A 16,840-nucleotide genomic window follows, 5' to 3' on the forward strand; every position below is an offset into this window, starting at 1 on the left:
AGGAAACCAACCCATCCTATACGTTATAGAATGGTTAACGTTTGTTATCACTCATCCGCATTGCGGTTTTTTCATTCAGCCAGGCAGATAAATCACTATGCGTACTGTACTGAATATTCTTAATTTTGTTTTAGGTGGTTTCTTCACCACGCTGGGCTGGTTATTAGCAACCGTGGTCAGCGTTATTCTGATTTTCACCTTACCATTAACCCGCTCTTGCTGGGAAATCACCAAGTTATCATTTCTTCCATATGGCAATGAGGCGATACATGTCAATGAATTATACCCAGAAAAAAGTAATGCTCTCATAACCGCTGGCGGTTCTTTACTGAATATTGTTTGGTTTATTTTATTTGGCTGGTGGCTATGTTTATCACATATCGCAACCGGGATTGTGCAGTGTATAACCATAATTGGGATCCCGGTCGGCATTGCCAATTTTAAAATTGCTGCTATCGCTTTATGGCCTGTGGGTCGCCGTGTCGTTTCAGTGGAAATGGCTCAGCAAGCAAGAATAGCTAACGCCCAACGTCAGTATCAGCAACGCTGAATTTTCAGTTTTAGAGGTTTTTTGTGCGCACTTTCATCACTGGTTTACGTCGTTATGTTTACAATAGCAGCCTGCTTTATCATGTTCGTATTTTTATCGCATTGGCTGGGGTAACAGCTATTCCATGGTGGATTGAACAGCCTAAACTGACCATTCCCTTAACACTGGGTGTCGTTGCCGCCGCACTCACTGACCTTGATGACCGCCTGGCTGGGCGGCTACGTAACCTATTCATTACGTTGATCTGTTTTTTTATCGCATCCGCATCTATCGAGTTGCTATTTCCTCATCCTTGGTTTTTTGCTCTCGGCCTGACGTTTTCAACCTGCGGTTTTATTCTGCTGGGTGCCTTAGGGCAACGCTATGCAACCATTGCCTTTGGCGCATTGTTAATCGCCATTTACACTATGCTGGGTGCCTCGATGTACCCTATCTGGTACCAGCAGCCACTGTTACTGATACTGGGTGCTGTTTGGTATAACGTTCTGACCTTATGTGGCCATCTTATTTTTCCTATCCGCCCATTACAGGATAATCTGGCCCGCTGCTATCATCAGCTTGCTCACTATTTGGAAGCAAAAGCTAACCTCTTTGACCCTGATCTTGAACCTGATGTTGATCAACCGATTATTGATGTTGTGATGGCTAACGGCACATTAGTCGCCACTTTGAATCAGGCCAAAGCTTCGCTGGTTACGCGGCTGAAAGGTGACAGAGGCCAGCGCGAGACCAGACGAACACTTCACTACTATTTTGTCGCACAAGATATTCATGAACGCGCCAGTTCATCGCATGTCCAATATCAGGCGCTGCGAGAGAGATTTCGCTATAGCGATGTGCTATTCCGATTTCAACGTTTACTCAGCATGCAAGCCAGAGCCTGTATGCAGCTCTCTCAATCCATTTTAATGAGACAAAAATATCAACATGACTCACAACGCTTCGAACGCGCCTTTACTTTTTTAGATGCCGCACTGGCCAGAGAACTTGCCCAAAATAAGAATATTCAACAAGTTAAGGCTCTGTCACATTTACTGAAAAACTTACGGGCCATTGATGCCCAACTCGCGGGAATTGAATCAGAACAAGTATTAGCTGAAGGCCCACACCCTGAAAGCCGCCTGTCTGACGATCGCATCACCGGATGGAGTGATATCAAACTGCGTATCAGCCGCCATCTGACCCCACAATCCGCGCTATTCCGTCACGCGGTACGTATGTCAGTGGTACTGTGTGTAGGTTATGCATTTATTCAATTTACCGGCATGCGCCACGGCTATTGGATCCTACTGACCAGCCTTTTTGTCTGTCAGCCCAACTATAATGCAACACGCCGCCGTCTTGCGTTACGTATTATTGGTACTTTGGCGGGTATCCTTATCGGCTTACCTATCCTTTATTTCGTGCCTTCTATTGAGGGGCAACTCATTCTGATAGTCATTACTGGTGTGCTGTTTTTTGCCTTCCGCAATGTTCAGTATGCTCACGCCACGATGTTTATTACCTTGCTGGTTTTGCTCTGTTTTAACCTATTAGGCGAAGGGTTTGAGGTTGCCGCACCACGCGTATTTGATACTTTACTCGGCTGTGCAATTGCCTGGGTAGCGGTGAGTTTTATCTGGCCAGACTGGAAGTTCCGCCAACTCCCTGCGGTGGTTCATAAAACACTCAACGCCAACTGCCGCTATCTGGATGTCATTCTGCTGCAATACCATCAAGGGAAAGACAATAGTCTGCCCTACCGCATAGCACGCCGCGATGCACATAATTGCGACGCTGAATTAGCATCAGTGATTTCAAATATGTCCGCTGAACCCAAAAACGACAAAGAAACTCAGGAAGCTGCATTCCGTTTGCTCTGCCTGAACCACACCATGCTGAGCTATATATCAGCTTTGGGTGCCCATCGTGAAAAACTGGGTAACGATGCCACACTGAATTTACTCAACGACGCCATCTGTTATGTCGAAGGCACACTTGAGCAAGAGCAGCCCGACAGCGCGAAAATGGCACAGGTGTTAACAGATTTAGCTACCCGGCTACAGAACTGTAACCCTGAGCCGGAGAGCAAAGACCAATTGGTTTTACAGCAAATTGGTTTATTGCTTGAGCTGTTACCTGAACTCAGCGAATTGAATAAGCGCGTCAGCCATACTGGCTAATTAAATCTTTTGCCACTCATTATGACCTCCCTTATGACCTGTCGTCATACAGTTTCATATTGTGTGGTTTTGGGCGAGTGGATGTGTATTTCAAACCATTCGATAAGCTCACTACGCATCATTAAAGGCAATGCAGCATGGTGATAGCCACTGATAGCCCCGGCAAGAGCCAACAAAACATTTACCCCGAGCGAACGCCTTAAAGCGCGTAATTTCAGATAACAACACTTAGCGCCCTCAAGGCGCAACTCGGTCGCATTCTTGATCCCGACCTTCCATAATAACCGTTCGAGACTGGCACTAAGATTGGGTAAATCTTTCAAGCGAACCGCAGGGCCTTTTTTGCTTAACACCTCAGCTTTAGCCCCTTGGTAAGCCTGCCTGGCAAAATTATGCAATGTACTTACATCATCCCACAGCAGAGAGTCAACCCAATAGTAACGCAGCAAAACGGGTAGCCCACGTTTAGCATAAACAAGATTCGTCATTCCCCTGGCACGGAATAGATTCTCAACCTTATCATGGGCACGTAAATACAGTTCTCCCTCCGAAACCAGCGCAAACATAATGCCGTTCGCCAACAGCCCATAGCCACCAAATTGCGAACGAACCGTGATATTCCCTAAAAAATCAAAACATATCTGAGCTTGTATTATCTTGTTTTCTGATGTGTTTTTCATCACTACTCCTTTAGTAAAAATCTGAATCAACGTCCCTATCCAGTTGCCATAAATGTAAGAGGAACAACTAATTGAAAAATACGCAATATGGATTCCCTAGCCAAACACAAAATGAATTTGCACGTCTTTACATCACAATTATGCGAAGCGTCTTGTAAAAATTTAGTTGATCTTCGAACAAGTAGTGACTACTGTATATCCATACAGCACACTACAGGCGAGGTTCATTATGCTTACTCAATCACTAAAACCTTATCATGCTAATTATCATTCTCTTGTCAGCCGTGACGCAGCGGAACGAGTTGATGCTCCAACAGATAGTGGCCTTATCAGTGAACTTGTGTACAGCGAAAGCCTGCCTGCGGTAACCCAGTTATTGCTTCCTTTATTACAACAGCTTGGTAAGCAGTCTCGTTGGCTCCTATGGTTGGCACCGCAACAGAAATTAAGTCGTTTATGGTTGCAGCAATCAGGTTTGCCCATCAGTAAGGTTGTTCAATTGAGGCAAATCAATCCATTATTGACTGTTGATGCAATGGAAAAAGCATTATTGACGGGGAATTACAGTGTCGTTCTTGGCTGGCTACCCGAGTTGTCAGAAAGTGATCGTATCCGCTTACGGTTGGCAGCAAAGTTAGGGAATGCTTATGGGTTTGTTATGCGTCCGTTGAATGACACAAAAGTGAACCAAGGACAGTGCGCTACGTTAAAAATTCATTCTTCTTTGTATCATTAAGTAAATTTAGGATTTATCCCATGAATTATTACAATATTTAGCGCTTACTCCTGTAAAACTGGCATAAAGCGAGTCGGAATGCGGCTTGCGGCAGAAAATTGCGCCCATAAAAAGCGGTTTTTAACCACTAAAGCGTTAAAGATTATGCACAATTTTGCTTTTTTTTAAGGCGGTTTATCACATCACACTTGTAACTTTCTCGCCACGTTGTAGACTTTACATCGCCAAGGTTGCTCTAAAACGCCAAATTATACTGGCGGCGTGAACAACGGGAGCGTTAATACCTTGACGAAGAATTTTAACCAAGGGCTTAGCTTTTTAAAGCTCATTGCCTATTTGGATGATAACGAGGCGTAAAATGAAAAAGACAGCTATCGCATTAGCAGTGGCACTGGCTGGTTTCGCTACAGTAGCGCAAGCCGCACCGAAAGATAACACCTGGTACACCGGTGGTAAACTGGGTTGGTCCCAGTATCAAGATACTGGCACTGGCGGTATCTATGGCGACGTTGGCAACGACGGTCCTACCCATAAAGACCAACTGGGTGCTGGTGCGTTCTTGGGTTACCAAGCAAACCAATACCTAGGCTTTGAAATGGGATACGACTGGCTTGGCCGTATGCCTTACAAAGGCGACGTTCGTAACGGCGACTTTAAATCACAAGGCGTTCAACTGGCTGCAAAACTGAGCTATCCAATTGCTCAGGACCTGGACCTGTACACCCGTTTGGGTGGTCTGGTTTGGCGTGCAGACTCAAGCGCGTTTGATGCTACAAGCGGCGTACGTGATAACAACCATGATACCGGTGTTTCTCCACTGGTAGCATTGGGTGCTGAATACGCATGGACCAAAAACTGGGCAACCCGTATGGAATACCAATGGGTTAGCAACATCGGTGATAAAGCTACCGTTGGTGCTCGTCCAGACAACGGCATGCTGAGCGTGGGTGTTTCTTACCGTTTCGGTCAGGATGATGCCGTAGCTCCAGTAGTTGCTCCAGCTCCAGTTCCAGCTCCAATTGTTGACACTAAGCGTTTCACACTGAAATCTGATGTGCTGTTCGCTTTCAACAAAGCAACTCTGAAACCAGAAGGCCAGCAAGCTCTGGACCAACTGTACGCACAGCTGAGCTCTATCGATCCTAAAGACGGTTCTGTAGTGGTTCTGGGCTTCGCTGACCGTATCGGTCAACCAGCACCTAACTTAGCTCTGTCTCAGCGTCGTGCTGACAGCGTGCGTGATTACCTGGTTTCTAAAGGTATCCCTGCTGACAAAATCACCGCTCGCGGTGAAGGCCAAGCAAACCCAGTTACTGGCAACACCTGTGACAACGTGAAACCACGTGCTGCTCTGATTGAGTGCCTGGCACCAGATCGTCGCGTAGAGATCGAAGTTAAAGGCTACAAAGAAGTAGTAATTCAGCCACAGGCTTAAGTTTACTCCTTTCGTAAAAACCCCGCATTGCGGGGTTTTTTTTATCCTACTTTCCTGCAATTAGTCAGGAGCCTTAATGTATGGCTTTATCTCAATAGTGTTTGCCCGGTTTATACCCTGTTGCTGACCCAATACTGAGTTAGCTTTCCTTACCAAGGATATCCTTCAAATCCTGCTTCAGAGATGACATCTGGCTGGCGTACTTCTCTTTACGCTCAGCATCTTCGATTAACTGAACCACAGTATCAGACAGCGTATTACCACGACGCCGGGCAAGCGCTGCCAAGCGTTGCCATACCAGAAACTCCAGATCGATCGATTTCTTGCGGGTGTGTTGGTGCTCCGCATTAAAATGGCGCTTACGTCTGGCACGGATAGTCTGCTTCATCCGGGTTGCCAGTTGCACATTCATATGAGTATCAATCCACTCCAGCACTTTAACGGGTTCACTTTCCAGTTTTATCAGTTGCTCTACCGCATCCATCGCTGCACTGTTTTCAATATGGCGAGTAATGGCTTCACCTTCACGGTATTTTTTTACCAAATATGCCCATTTCCAACCACTTTCCAGATTTTCCAGTTGTTGATATTTCATCGTGAGCTCTTTAGTGACCGTGTAACTTAAATCAAGCATAACAGCTTTACACAGAATTTCACCCTACTAAAAGCCTATGATTAGTTTGTTTTTTGTACTAAATACTGTCGATGTCTAACTCCTTACCACCAACTACCACTCTACGTATATGCAGCCTGCTTTATTCTTGTATAATCGCCCTTTCCCTTTTTGACGATTGCATCTATTACTTTGACCAATAACCGACTTGAATGGCAGTCACTGCTGCCGAACACAACGCCATATGATGCGTTATTTGCCACTGCCTCCCTGTTGGGGCCTGTTTCTTTCGCCGCGACTCAGCCCCGGTTAGAGAATGGAATGACACTATTTTGTCACCCACAATCTCAACCGCGGTTTATGCTGATCAAAGCACAAGAAAGCACTGAGTATCTGGCATTGATCGCGCAAGCGATTAAAGAGCTGCAACCTGAGGCTTCAGCCCTGTTTGGTGGCGATTATCTGGTGCACGGCCACCAAGTAACCTGGCAACCAGCACAGCGTGGTGATGAGCGTTTTGCGGCGCTTTCACGCTGTCTCTATCAGGAATGGGTAGAACCCGAACAGCTGTTTGGCTGCGTCAGGTGGCATAAAGACCAAATAACCCTGCAACCAGGCCTGGTCCATCAGGCTAATGGCGGTGTATTGATCTTGTCGGTACGGGCATTACAAGCGCAACCTTTGATGTGGCTGCGCCTGAAGCAAATGATTGTTCAGCAACGTTTTGACTGGTTATCGCCTGATGAAACCCGCCCATTGCCGGTACATATTCCCTCCATGCCACTGGATCTTCGCCTGATCCTGGTCGGCGATCGTCTGGGTCTTGGCGATTTCCACGATATGGAACCCGAACTGGGCGAACTGGCTATCTATGGTGAGTTCGAAGTAGAACTGCCACTGGTCGATATTGATGGCATGTCTTTATGGTGCGGTTACATCAATACGCTATTGCAGCAAAAACAGTTGCCCTCTTTATCTGCCGATGCCTGGCCAATTCTGCTCCGTCAGGCGGTGCGTTACAGTGGCGACCAAGGCAGCCTGCCACTGTGTCCGCAATGGCTAACCCACCAGTTGGCAGAAGCCGCACTTTATGCCGAGGAAGATACGATAACAGCCAATGCGCTGGACGTTGCACTGAATGCCCGTGAATGGCGTAATAGCTACCTTGCCGAGCGGATGCAAGATGAGATTGAACTCGGGCAAATTCTGGTTGAAACCGAAGGGCAAGTTGTCGGTCAGATCAATGGTCTGTCCGTGTTGGAATACCCAGGCCACCCTTATGCCTTTGGTGAACCCGCCCGTATCAGTTGTGTGGTTCACTTAGGTGATGGTGAGTTTGTTGACGTTGAACGTAAAGCTGAACTGGGGGGTAATATTCATGCTAAAGGCATGATGATTATGCAGGCATTCTTGATTTCAGAACTGGAACTTGATCAGCCACTGCCATTCTCAGCTTCGATTGTTTTTGAGCAATCCTATGGTGAGGTTGATGGCGATAGCGCATCGCTCGCTGAGCTTTGTGCACTGGTTAGTGCCCTTTCACAGCAGCCGATCAACCAGCAAATCGCGGTGACAGGTTCTGTTGACCAATTTGGTAATGTGCAGCCTATTGGTGGCGTGAATGAAAAGATTGAAGGTTTCTTCGAGGCTTGCCAACGTCGTGGGCTTACGGGCAGTCAGGGGGTTATTTTACCCTCCACCAATGTCCGTCATTTGTGTCTAAATCAGGCGGTGATTGATGCAGTTCAACATGGTCAATTCCATCTATGGGCTGTTGATACTGCCGCTGAAGCACTACCATTATTAACAGGAATGGTTTACGCCGATGAGCAACAACCTAGCCTGCTAGGTATAATTCAAGAGCGAATCTCGCAGGTAAACCCGCAGGATAGACGCCGTTGGCCATGGCCATTACGCTGGTTGAACTGGTTCAACCAGGGCTGATCGGACTTGTTCAGCGTACAGCTGTACGCTATTCTGCGCACTTCACTAAAATAAGGCTTACTGAGAACATGGTAGATAAACGCAAATCCTATACAAAAGAAGACCTTGAAGCATCTGGCCGTGGCGAACTGTTTGGCGCTGGCGGGCCACCATTGCCAGCAGGCAATATGTTGATGATGGACCGTGTCGTCAAAATGACTGAAGACGGCGGTAACTTTAACAAAGGTTATGTGGAAGCGGAACTGGATATCAATCCAGACCTATGGTTCTTCGGTTGCCACTTTATCGGCGACCCAGTAATGCCAGGTTGCCTGGGCCTTGATGCCATGTGGCAATTGGTCGGTTTCTATCTTGGCTGGTTGGGTGGCGAAGGCAAAGGCCGCGCTCTGGGTGTGGGTGAAGTTAAATTCACCGGCCAGGTTCTGCCAACGGCCAAGAAAGTGACATACCGTATTCATTTTAAACGCGTGATCATGCGTAAGTTGATCATGGGTGTAGCGGATGGTGAAGTATTGGTCGATGGCAACGTGATTTATACCGCCACCGACTTGAAAGTAGGCCTGTTTAAAGACACTGCTGCTTTCTAATATTCTCGTCGTTTTCCCCCGTGCAGGGGGGACCAAATCCCCTGCACCGTCATCATATTGCTCAATATATTAGTATGCCAAATGGCATTTTTTTTAGCCTTGTAACTACAATAAATGTAGTCACTGATTAGTTTCACGGTTTTCAGCGCAATAATTAGCAACATCCACAGGGATCCAGCGAGGAGTGATATGCAAAGAACCTGCCTTGAAGACATGCCTTGCCCGGTTGCCCGCTCTCTTGAACGGGTAGGTGAATGGTGGAGTATCTTGATCATCCGTGATGCCTTTCAGGGGTTAACACGGTTTGATGAGTTTCAGCAAAGTTTGCAACTGTCACCCACCATCCTGACCCGGCGTCTCAAATATCTGGTGGAAAGCGGTATCCTTGAGAAACGGCTCTATAATCCTCGCCCTGCCCGCTATGAATATTTACTGACTGAGCGCGGCAATGATTTCTTTCCAGTGATAGCGGCCCTATTGCACTGGGGTAACCAGCACTTTGCGCCGGAAGGCCCAGCGGTGATACTCACCGATCGCCGCACCGGCACCCCTGTAGAGCCTATCTTGCTGAACAGAGCCACCATGCAACCCATTCGTAGGCAAGATGTCACCCTCGCGGCAGGCTCTGTCAGGAGCGATATAATTAATAAACGGTTGGCACTGATGCATGACAAACAGTCAATCGATGCCAGGCAGCCCTCCCATTCAATTCAGTCTCAAAAGGAAAAATGATGAATACACGCCGTGTAGTAATTACAGGAATGGGTGTGGTTTCCCCATTAGGCTGTGGTATCGAAACTGTTTGGCAACGTTTGCTGGCAGGGCAATCCGGCATTCGTGCTCTACCGGATGAGATAGTCGGCGATCTACCTGCCAAGATTGGCGGGCAAGTGCCGACCCTCACAGCCGATCCCAAGGCGGGCTTCGATCCCGACAAAGCGGTTGCACCAAAAGATCAAAAGAAAATGGATCGATTCATTGAATTCGCGATGGCCGCGGCAGATGAAGCCATCGCCCATGCTGGCTGGCTAGCCGATGATTCAGAGAAGCAAGAGCGAACCGCAACCGTCATTGGCTCCGGTATCGGAGGCTTCTCGTCTATTGCCAATGCTGTGCGCACAACTGACAGCCGTGGACCTAAACGCTTGTCCCCTTTCACCGTGCCATCATTTCTGGTTAATCTGGCTGCGGGCCATGTCTCGATCAAACATCATTTCAAAGGGCCGATTGGTGCTCCGGTAACTGCTTGTGCGGCAGGGGTACAAGCTATCGGGGATGCCGTTCGCATGATCCGCAATCATGAAGCGGATATCGCACTATGTGGTGGTGCTGAGGCTGCGATTGATAAAGTCAGTCTGGCTGGATTTGCCGCAGCACGCGCATTATCAACCGGTTCTAATGACACACCGGAAAAAGCCTCACGACCATTTGACAGTGCACGTGATGGCTTCGTCATGGGTGAAGGGGCCGGTTTGCTGATTATCGAGGAACTGGAACATGCTCTTGCCCGTGGGGCACAGCCTTTAGCCGAGATTGTTGGCTACGGTACCAGTGCCGATGCCTACCATATGACGTCTGGTGCTGAAGATGGCGACGGCGCTTACCGGGCGATGAAAATTGCTTTGCACCAGGCTGGGGTTAAACCAGAGCAGGTTCAGCATCTGAACGCTCATGCAACCTCAACACAAGTGGGTGATCTTGGCGAAATAAATGCTATTAAGCATCTGTTTGGTGAGGGTGATACCTTAGCCATTACATCAACAAAGTCTGCCACCGGCCATTTATTAGGCGCAGCTGGCGGGCTGGAAACCATCTTCACTGTGCTGGCATTACGCGATCAAATCGTGCCAGCCACGCTGAATCTGGAAAATCTGGATCCTGCGGCCACGGGGCTTAATGTGATTGCTGGCAAGGCCCAACCCCATGAGATGACCTACGCGCTCTCAAACGGTTTCGGTTTTGGCGGGGTTAATGCAAGTATCTTGCTGAAACGCTGGGCGGAATAGTCAGGTAAGCGAAAGCAGCTAGCAACGCGGCAACATCAAGTCGAACGGATAAAACATCAAATCGAACGGATAAAACGAAAACCTCCGCTTAAGCGGAGGTCACTCCTTGCTTTGATTAATGTGACAGAGAGCCGCTTAAGCGGTCACAGCCCTGTCCTCCATGGCTTGTCGCCACCCTCCTAACCAATGCGACCTGGCGTCTAAAGCTTGATAAGGGCAAATTTCCCTTGAACGCCCTGATATACCTGCCTGATACCCACGTGACAACGCCCTTTCCAAACGATCTCTTTTCTGTCTCTTCATCATGCCTCATTTCCCTCATCTTTCGGTCTGGTGGAAAAAAAACAGTGACTACTTTATGTGCAGCCACAGTTAAATGATAGACCTTAGGAAACAGAAATGCAATGCGCAATATTCACGCCAATGTCACATTTGTGAGCTACGCACACAGTGTTAGCTAAGTGATTGATTTGCAGTGATAGAGAGTAATTGGTTGATATTTATTGATAATCCTCTTTCACGATAACTTTATTATTATCGATGAAAGAGGATTAGACTAATTTAGAATATAACTTAACTTACTGTAGTTGAGCAGCAATCGCCTTAGCTTCCTGCTGCCAACCTTCTGCCAAGGTGCGTATCAGGGCATCATAACCATCTTCACTCTGTTTAAGTTCTAAATCAAAGGGTTGCTTAATCAGTTGCCCCTGATGTTTCAATATCCACACACCGCGAATGATGGCACGGCCGTCATAGCGGCCATGGAACCCGGTTACGGTCACATTGAGGACATCCTGTGAGCTATCCAGCGGTTGTGAGGAAACCAACCAACCCGGCAGCGCATTACTGAGATTGGTCACCAAAGTTTGCTGCAACTGCTGGTCCAACGGACTGGCCCAAAGGTTGTTACTGGCAATCACATATTGCACATCGTTGGTTTGATACACCACCCCAGTAGCAGCCAGATAATCTGCCACCCCAACATGTTCAATCCACAGTTGCCGTGATGCAACACGACTACTGGCTGCCGCTGGTGCACTGAGTGCCGGCAACTGGTAGTACGTTTTACTGGTTTCGCTGCTGCAAGCGCTGAGTAACAGCGCGGCGATAACTGCCATCCATTTCATCATTTTTTGGCCTTCTTAGGCTGAGGATCCTGACTTCCTGCTGCTTCAAATACCAGTGCGTTGCTCTTTTCATTCAGCGTCCGCAATACCGGCTGTAATTCACGCAAGACCTGATCTAACCGCTGCATATCTCCCACCATTTTATTGTAAACCGGTGAGCCTGGCTGGAAGCCCTTCATACTGCGATTCAACTCGTTCAGCGTTTTTTGCAGATCTTTTGGCAGGTTCTGCATCGCCGGACTGGCGGTAATTGCAGTCAGTGCTTCCAGGGTTTTCTGCGTCTCACGCATGGTCTTCTGGCTTTCAGCCAAGGTCTTGGTGACCTCATTTAACATTGGGTCTAGCGGCAGATTATTAATCTTATCCAGCGTTTGCATCAGTTTCTGTTGAATTTGCGCCAAACCACCACTGACGGTTGGCAACAATGGATAACCTGCGACTTCCTGTGGCCCTTTCCACGGTTTAGCATCTGGATAGAAATCCAAATCCACAAACAATGCCCCGGTCAATAGATTGCCAGATTTCAATGAGGCACGCAGACCACGCTCTTTGGCCGTTTTCAATATTTGTGCAAAGTTACTATCCGGCCCCAGGTCATCGCGGAAGCGACCCGGCTCAATACGGATGAGCACGGGAATACGGAAATCATTATCCACGCGCTGCTTCATACCATCGGTAAAGAACGGGACATCAGCGACAGTACCCACACGGATACCACGGAATTCTACCGGCGCACCGGACTGCAAACCACGAACAGAATCGGAGAAGAACAGCAAGAAATCTTCATGTTCGGTGTACAACGAGTTTTCAATATTACTGCGGTTATCAAACAATTTGAACTCGGCTTTATTTTCAGTGATAACCTTGCCCAGCTCTAAACCATCCGGCACATCAAAGCTGACACCACCACTGAATAAGGTTGCCAACGATGCCATTTCTACTCGCATCCCTTGTGAAGAGAGATCGACAGCCACGCCGCTGTCCTTCCAGAATCGGACATTAGTGGTGACCAGGCTGTCATAAGGTGCGCCAATAAATAACTGATAACGCATCAAGCGTGACTTGGCATCGAAAGTGCTGGTCTCTACCGAACCCACCCGATAGCCGCGGAACAGCACCGGATCACCCGCATTTAACTGCCCAGCTTGGTCGCTGTCGAGAATAATGCGGATCCCTTTAGCATCCGGTGAAGCCAGTGGCGGCGAGTCCAGTAACATAAATTCGTCTAATGTTTTCCCTTTACTGCCCGGTTGCAGCTCAATATAAGCACCGGAAAGCAGCGTCCCAAGACCGGAAACACCTTCACGACCAATCTGCGGCTTAACCACCCAGAAAACAGTATCACTGTGTAACAGGGTATTCATGCCTGAATTCAACCGTGCCTGCACGATAACATGGTTAAGATCTTCACTTAGAGTGACTTGCTCAACGATACCGACATCCACGCTACGGCTCTTTATTTTTGTTTTACCCGCTTCAATACCTTCAGCATTCAGTGTGGTCAATACCACCTGTGGCCCCTGGTGGCTAAAATGATAAAACAGTATCCATGCACCAATCAGTACCGTGATAATCGGGATGATCCACACTGGCGACCACCGCTTGATTTTTTCAATTTCCGCCACATTCGGGCTGGGATTATTGTCCGTCACCTTGCGGCTCCTTTTGGGTTGATTCACTGATCCGATCCCAGGTTAAACGGGGATCGAAGGTTAATGCAGCACACATTGTCAGGATAACCACCATTGCAAACAACAGTGCGCCAATCGCCGGATAAATACTCATCAGTTGCCCGATACGGACTAATGAGGAGAGCACAGCAATCACAAAGACATCGATCATTGACCAACGGCCAACAAACTCCACAACTTCATAAATAAAATGCATCCGTTCAGTATCGGTATTGCCCTTACCTTTTGCGTCCCAACATAACCAGCCAATCGCCAACATCTTCAATGATGGCACCATGATGCTGGCAATAAAAATCACCAATGCCACTGGATAGGAACCTTCGCTCCACAGGAAAATCACCCCAGCCATGATAGTGGAACCCATTTGGCTGCCTAAGCTTTCGGTAATCATGATTGGCATCAGATTGGCCGGAATGTACAGCAGAACAGAGGTGACTAATAATGCCATCGTCCACTGCAAACTATTGCGACGACGAACATAACCATGAGTATGGCAACGTGGGCATTGCACCTGAGACTGCGGCAGGATCGCGGTACAACAAGAACAAGAGCGCAATCCCTGACGCAGGCCGGTACGACCGGCAATCAATGGATAGGGCAATACCGGCGCACGCGCGATATCCTGCCACATCCAATGGCGATCGACACATTGGAAAGCACGCACCTGTAACAGGCAAAATAAGCAATAGGGAATAAAGCTGCTGCCGATGCCAATGTCACCGTAGGCCATCAGTTTAACAAAACTGACCAGGACACCGGCCAGGAAGATCTCAACCATGCACCAACTTTTAAATTGGAATAATGCTTTTGCTATTGCCGTTTTCAAGCGGGCAGGCATTCGCACCCGCAGGCAAAGCAGAATGATAGCCACCATACAGAATGCCGGGATCAACTGGACCAGCACCATAAATAAAGTCGCCATGCTGGCATAGTTATCCGACAGCATCACTCTGGGTATCTGAAGCAGGGTAATTTCGCTGGTGATCCCCGCCACACGCATATTGACGAAGGGAAACATGTTGGCCAGCAATAACATAAATAATGCACTAACGGCATAACCCACCGGGCGCTTGCGTGGTTCATCCCACCGCGAAGTCAGTGTGGTTTTACAGCGTGGACATACTGCTTTGGAGCCATACGGCAGAGGAGGTAAGGCCACTGACATGTCGCACTGCCGGCACAGGATGACATCCCCTGACTGCCCGGAGTGCTCGCTATGCTCAGGCTGAATTACAGCACACAATATCGAATCCCTCACGGCTGGCCTATATATCCCCTTCTTATTTGAAGGGGATAGCTGAACACTATTCTATCGAAAACATAATATAACAATAGACACTATATCATCATAAAGTTGGCTATTACGTCACCAGACAGAAAGGTGATTACGCATTTTTAGCCATTTTTCTGAGCTTCCAGCGCTTCCCAACGACTGAATGCCACGTCTAACGCCTGTTCGGCATCGGCTAATGCTTTCAAGACCTGTTGTGTCTCTTCATGCGGACGGGAGAAGAAATCTGCATCACTGACCTGAGCCTGTAACCCACTGATTTCTTTTTCCAGTTTTTCTAGCTGTTGTGGTAACTGATCCAACTCACGTTGTAAGTTATAGCTTAGCTTGCCAGAGCGTTTAGGCGCGGGGGCATTGCTTTTTACTGGCGCGGCGGTTTTGCTTTCTTCAACTTTAGCGGCCACCTGACGAATAGGTTTTGCTTCGGCGCGCTGCTGGTGGGCATCATAATAGCCCCCCACAAAGCTGCTGATTTGACCATTACCTTCAAAGATCCAGCATTCAGTCACCGAGTTATCAACGAATTGACGATCATGGCTTACCAGTAACACGGTGCCCTGATAGCTATCAACCATCTCTTCCAACAACTCCAGCGTTTCAACATCCAGATCGTTGGTCGGTTCATCGAGGATCAGTAAGTTACTTGGCTTCAGGAACAATTTAGCCAATAACAAACGGTTACGTTCACCACCAGATAAGGCTTTCACCGGTGTCATGGCCCATTTCGGGTGGAATAAGAAGTCTTGCAGATAGCCCAGTACATGGCGTGAACGGCCATTGACCATCACTTCCTGCTTACCTTCCGCCAGGTTATCCATCACCGTGCGTTCTGGATCAAGCTCTGCACGATGCTGGTCAAAATAGGCGACTTCCAGCTTGGTGCCACAATGAACTTTGCCGCTGTCTGCATTAAGCTGACCGAGCATCAGTTTCAATAAAGTGGTCTTACCGCAACCGTTCGGGCCGACCAGCGCAATTTTGTCACCACGCTGTACCTGCACCGTGAAATCTTTCACCAGCACTTTGCCATCAATCTGATAATTAACGTTTTCCAGATCAAAGACAATTTTGCCAGAACGCGCCGTCTCTTCCACTTGCATCTTAGCCGTGCCCATCACTTCGCGGCGCTCTGAACGCTCCGTCCGCAGTGCTTTCAGGGCACGAACGCGGCCTTCATTACGGGTGCGTCGTGCTTTGATGCCTTGACGTATCCACACTTCTTCTTGCGCCAGTTTGCGGTCAAATTCAGCGTTTTGCAGTTCTTCAACCCTCAGTGCTTCTTCTTTGCTGGCAAGATACAATTCGTAGTTACCCGGCCATGACACCAATTTACCGCGATCAAGATCGACAATACGGGTCGCCATCGCACGAATAAAGGAACGGTCATGAGAGATAAACACGATACTGCCCTGGAATTCTTTCAGGAAACCTTCCAGCCAGTTAATGGTTTCGATATCTAAATGGTTCGTCGGCTCATCCAGCAGTAGCACCTTGGGTGAACTTACCAGAGCACGGCCTAATGCCGCTTTACGCAACCAGCCACCGGACAGCGAAGAGAGTTCTGCATCAGCAGATAAACCCAACTGAAGCAGTACTTCCTGAATGCGGCTGTCTAACTGCCACAATCCTTGATGATCCAGAATCTCCTGTAATGCCGACAGACGATTAAGGTTTTTCTCGCTTGGGTCTAACTCAACCAGATGCAAGGTCGCATGGTAGGCTTTCAGATGTTCGGCCTGTTCCTGCACCCCTTCCGCCACAAAATCAAACACAGTACCGGCCACATTGCGCGGTGGATCTTGTTGCAGACGCGCCACAATCAGATCCTGCTCATAAATGATGCGACCATCATCCAATACCACTTCTTTGCTCAGAATTTTCAGCAAGGTGGATTTACCCGCGCCATTGCGGCCCACCAGACAAACACGCTCGTTTGCCTCAATATGCAATTCAGTATTATCTAATAAAGGTGCATCGCTGAACGACAACCAGGCACCGGACATGCTAATTAACGACAT

Annotated in this window: 15 protein-coding genes; 8 read left to right on the forward strand and 7 right to left on the reverse strand. The window is 48.1% G+C overall.

Features of this window, described 5'->3' with window-relative positions:
- The first annotated feature begins 97 nt into the window (after positions 1-97).
- Positions 98-550, forward strand: coding sequence for a YccF domain-containing protein (locus AEP37_RS03055; protein WP_049609669.1), 453 nt, complete (start codon positions 98-100; stop codon positions 548-550).
- A gap of 23 nt (positions 551-573) precedes the next feature.
- Positions 574-2,712: a YccS family putative transporter gene (gene yccS / locus AEP37_RS03060; protein WP_049609672.1), complete on the forward strand. Its 2,139-nt coding sequence runs from the start codon at positions 574-576 to the stop codon at positions 2,710-2,712.
- Between the two features lie 44 nt (positions 2,713-2,756).
- Here yccS and AEP37_RS03065 read toward each other — a convergent pair whose 3' ends face one another.
- On the reverse strand, positions 2,757-3,392 hold the full coding sequence (locus AEP37_RS03065) for a TfoX/Sxy family DNA transformation protein (protein ID WP_049609675.1): 636 nt from the start codon (positions 3,390-3,392) through the stop codon (positions 2,757-2,759).
- Positions 3,393-3,621: 229 nt separating this feature from the next.
- Here AEP37_RS03065 and sulA point away from each other — a divergent pair, with 229 nt between their 5' ends.
- Both sulA and ompA read left to right on the forward strand, forming a co-directional pair.
- Complete coding sequence (gene sulA, locus AEP37_RS03070) at positions 3,622-4,128, forward strand: SOS-induced cell division inhibitor SulA (protein ID WP_049609677.1); 507 nt, start codon at positions 3,622-3,624, stop codon at positions 4,126-4,128.
- Positions 4,129-4,486: 358 nt separating this feature from the next.
- Positions 4,487-5,563, forward strand: coding sequence for a porin OmpA (gene ompA, locus AEP37_RS03075; RefSeq protein WP_049609680.1), 1,077 nt, complete (start codon positions 4,487-4,489; stop codon positions 5,561-5,563).
- A 139-nt stretch (positions 5,564-5,702) separates the two neighbouring features.
- Here ompA and matP read toward each other — a convergent pair whose 3' ends face one another.
- Positions 5,703-6,158 carry a macrodomain Ter protein MatP gene (matP, locus tag AEP37_RS03080; RefSeq protein ID WP_049609682.1) on the reverse strand — a complete coding sequence of 152 codons (456 nt, stop codon included), beginning with the start codon at positions 6,156-6,158 and terminating at the stop codon, positions 5,703-5,705.
- A 210-nt stretch (positions 6,159-6,368) separates the two neighbouring features.
- Here matP and AEP37_RS03085 point away from each other — a divergent pair, with 210 nt between their 5' ends.
- The 4 genes from AEP37_RS03085 to fabF all read left to right on the forward strand — a co-directional run bounded on the left by AEP37_RS03085 (position 6,369) and on the right by fabF (position 10,713).
- Positions 6,369-8,120, forward strand: a complete 1,752-nt coding sequence (locus AEP37_RS03085) for an AAA family ATPase (protein WP_049609685.1) — start codon at positions 6,369-6,371, stop codon at positions 8,118-8,120.
- Between the two features lie 68 nt (positions 8,121-8,188).
- Positions 8,189-8,707, forward strand: coding sequence for a bifunctional 3-hydroxydecanoyl-ACP dehydratase/trans-2-decenoyl-ACP isomerase (gene fabA / locus AEP37_RS03090; RefSeq protein ID WP_049609928.1), 519 nt, complete (start codon positions 8,189-8,191; stop codon positions 8,705-8,707).
- Positions 8,708-8,896: 189 nt separating this feature from the next.
- A complete protein-coding gene (locus tag AEP37_RS03095; protein ID WP_049609688.1) occupies positions 8,897-9,439 on the forward strand; it encodes a winged helix-turn-helix transcriptional regulator in 543 nt (180 codons plus the stop codon).
- Complete coding sequence (gene fabF / locus AEP37_RS03100; protein WP_049609691.1) at positions 9,439-10,713, forward strand: beta-ketoacyl-ACP synthase II; 1,275 nt, start codon at positions 9,439-9,441, stop codon at positions 10,711-10,713. The genes AEP37_RS03095 and fabF overlap by 1 nt, the downstream gene beginning before the upstream one ends.
- A 135-nt stretch (positions 10,714-10,848) precedes the next feature.
- Here fabF and rmf read toward each other — a convergent pair whose 3' ends face one another.
- From rmf to AEP37_RS03120, 5 genes are all read right to left on the reverse strand, one after another.
- Positions 10,849-11,016, reverse strand: coding sequence for a ribosome modulation factor (rmf, locus tag AEP37_RS24580; protein ID WP_005170911.1), 168 nt, complete (start codon positions 11,014-11,016; stop codon positions 10,849-10,851).
- 275 nt (positions 11,017-11,291) lie between these two features.
- The gene (gene pqiC, locus AEP37_RS03105; protein ID WP_049609694.1) at positions 11,292-11,843 is read right to left on the reverse strand and encodes a membrane integrity-associated transporter subunit PqiC; all 552 of its coding nucleotides are present in this window, start codon (positions 11,841-11,843) and stop codon (positions 11,292-11,294) included.
- Positions 11,840-13,492, reverse strand: a complete 1,653-nt coding sequence (gene pqiB / locus AEP37_RS03110; protein WP_049609697.1) for an intermembrane transport protein PqiB — start codon at positions 13,490-13,492, stop codon at positions 11,840-11,842. The genes pqiC and pqiB overlap by 4 nt, the downstream gene beginning before the upstream one ends.
- Positions 13,479-14,774: a membrane integrity-associated transporter subunit PqiA gene (gene pqiA, locus AEP37_RS03115; protein WP_072086235.1), complete on the reverse strand. Its 1,296-nt coding sequence runs from the start codon at positions 14,772-14,774 to the stop codon at positions 13,479-13,481. The genes pqiB and pqiA overlap by 14 nt, the downstream gene beginning before the upstream one ends.
- Before the next feature lie 152 nt (positions 14,775-14,926).
- Positions 14,927-16,840, reverse strand: a complete 1,914-nt coding sequence (locus AEP37_RS03120) for an ABC transporter ATP-binding protein (RefSeq protein WP_049609703.1) — start codon at positions 16,838-16,840, stop codon at positions 14,927-14,929.

It is taken from the genome of Yersinia pekkanenii (assembly GCF_001152565.1).
GTDB classification, from domain to species: domain Bacteria; phylum Pseudomonadota; class Gammaproteobacteria; order Enterobacterales; family Enterobacteriaceae; genus Yersinia; species Yersinia pekkanenii.

Bases quoted from the DNA above. Each gene is read 5' to 3' on its own strand.
- sulA (WP_049609677.1), top strand. From the start codon at position 3,622: ATGCTTACTCAATCACTAAAACCTTATCATGCTAATTATCATTCTCTT.
- fabA (WP_049609928.1), top strand. From the start codon at position 8,189: ATGGTAGATAAACGCAAATCCTATACAAAAGAAGACCTTGAAGCATCT.
- fabF (WP_049609691.1), top strand. From the start codon at position 9,439: ATGAATACACGCCGTGTAGTAATTACAGGAATGGGTGTGGTTTCCCCA.
- AEP37_RS03120 (WP_049609703.1), bottom strand. From the start codon at position 16,840: ATGTCGTTAATTAGCATGTCCGGTGCCTGGTTGTCGTTCAGCGATGCA.
- rmf (WP_005170911.1), bottom strand. From the start codon at position 11,016: ATGAAGAGACAGAAAAGAGATCGTTTGGAAAGGGCGTTGTCACGTGGG.
- AEP37_RS03065 (WP_049609675.1), bottom strand. From the start codon at position 3,392: ATGAAAAACACATCAGAAAACAAGATAATACAAGCTCAGATATGTTTT.
- AEP37_RS03095 (WP_049609688.1), top strand. From the start codon at position 8,897: ATGCAAAGAACCTGCCTTGAAGACATGCCTTGCCCGGTTGCCCGCTCT.
- pqiC (WP_049609694.1), bottom strand. From the start codon at position 11,843: ATGATGAAATGGATGGCAGTTATCGCCGCGCTGTTACTCAGCGCTTGC.
- AEP37_RS03055 (WP_049609669.1), top strand. From the start codon at position 98: ATGCGTACTGTACTGAATATTCTTAATTTTGTTTTAGGTGGTTTCTTC.
- matP (WP_049609682.1), bottom strand. From the start codon at position 6,158: ATGAAATATCAACAACTGGAAAATCTGGAAAGTGGTTGGAAATGGGCA.
- ompA (WP_049609680.1), top strand. From the start codon at position 4,487: ATGAAAAAGACAGCTATCGCATTAGCAGTGGCACTGGCTGGTTTCGCT.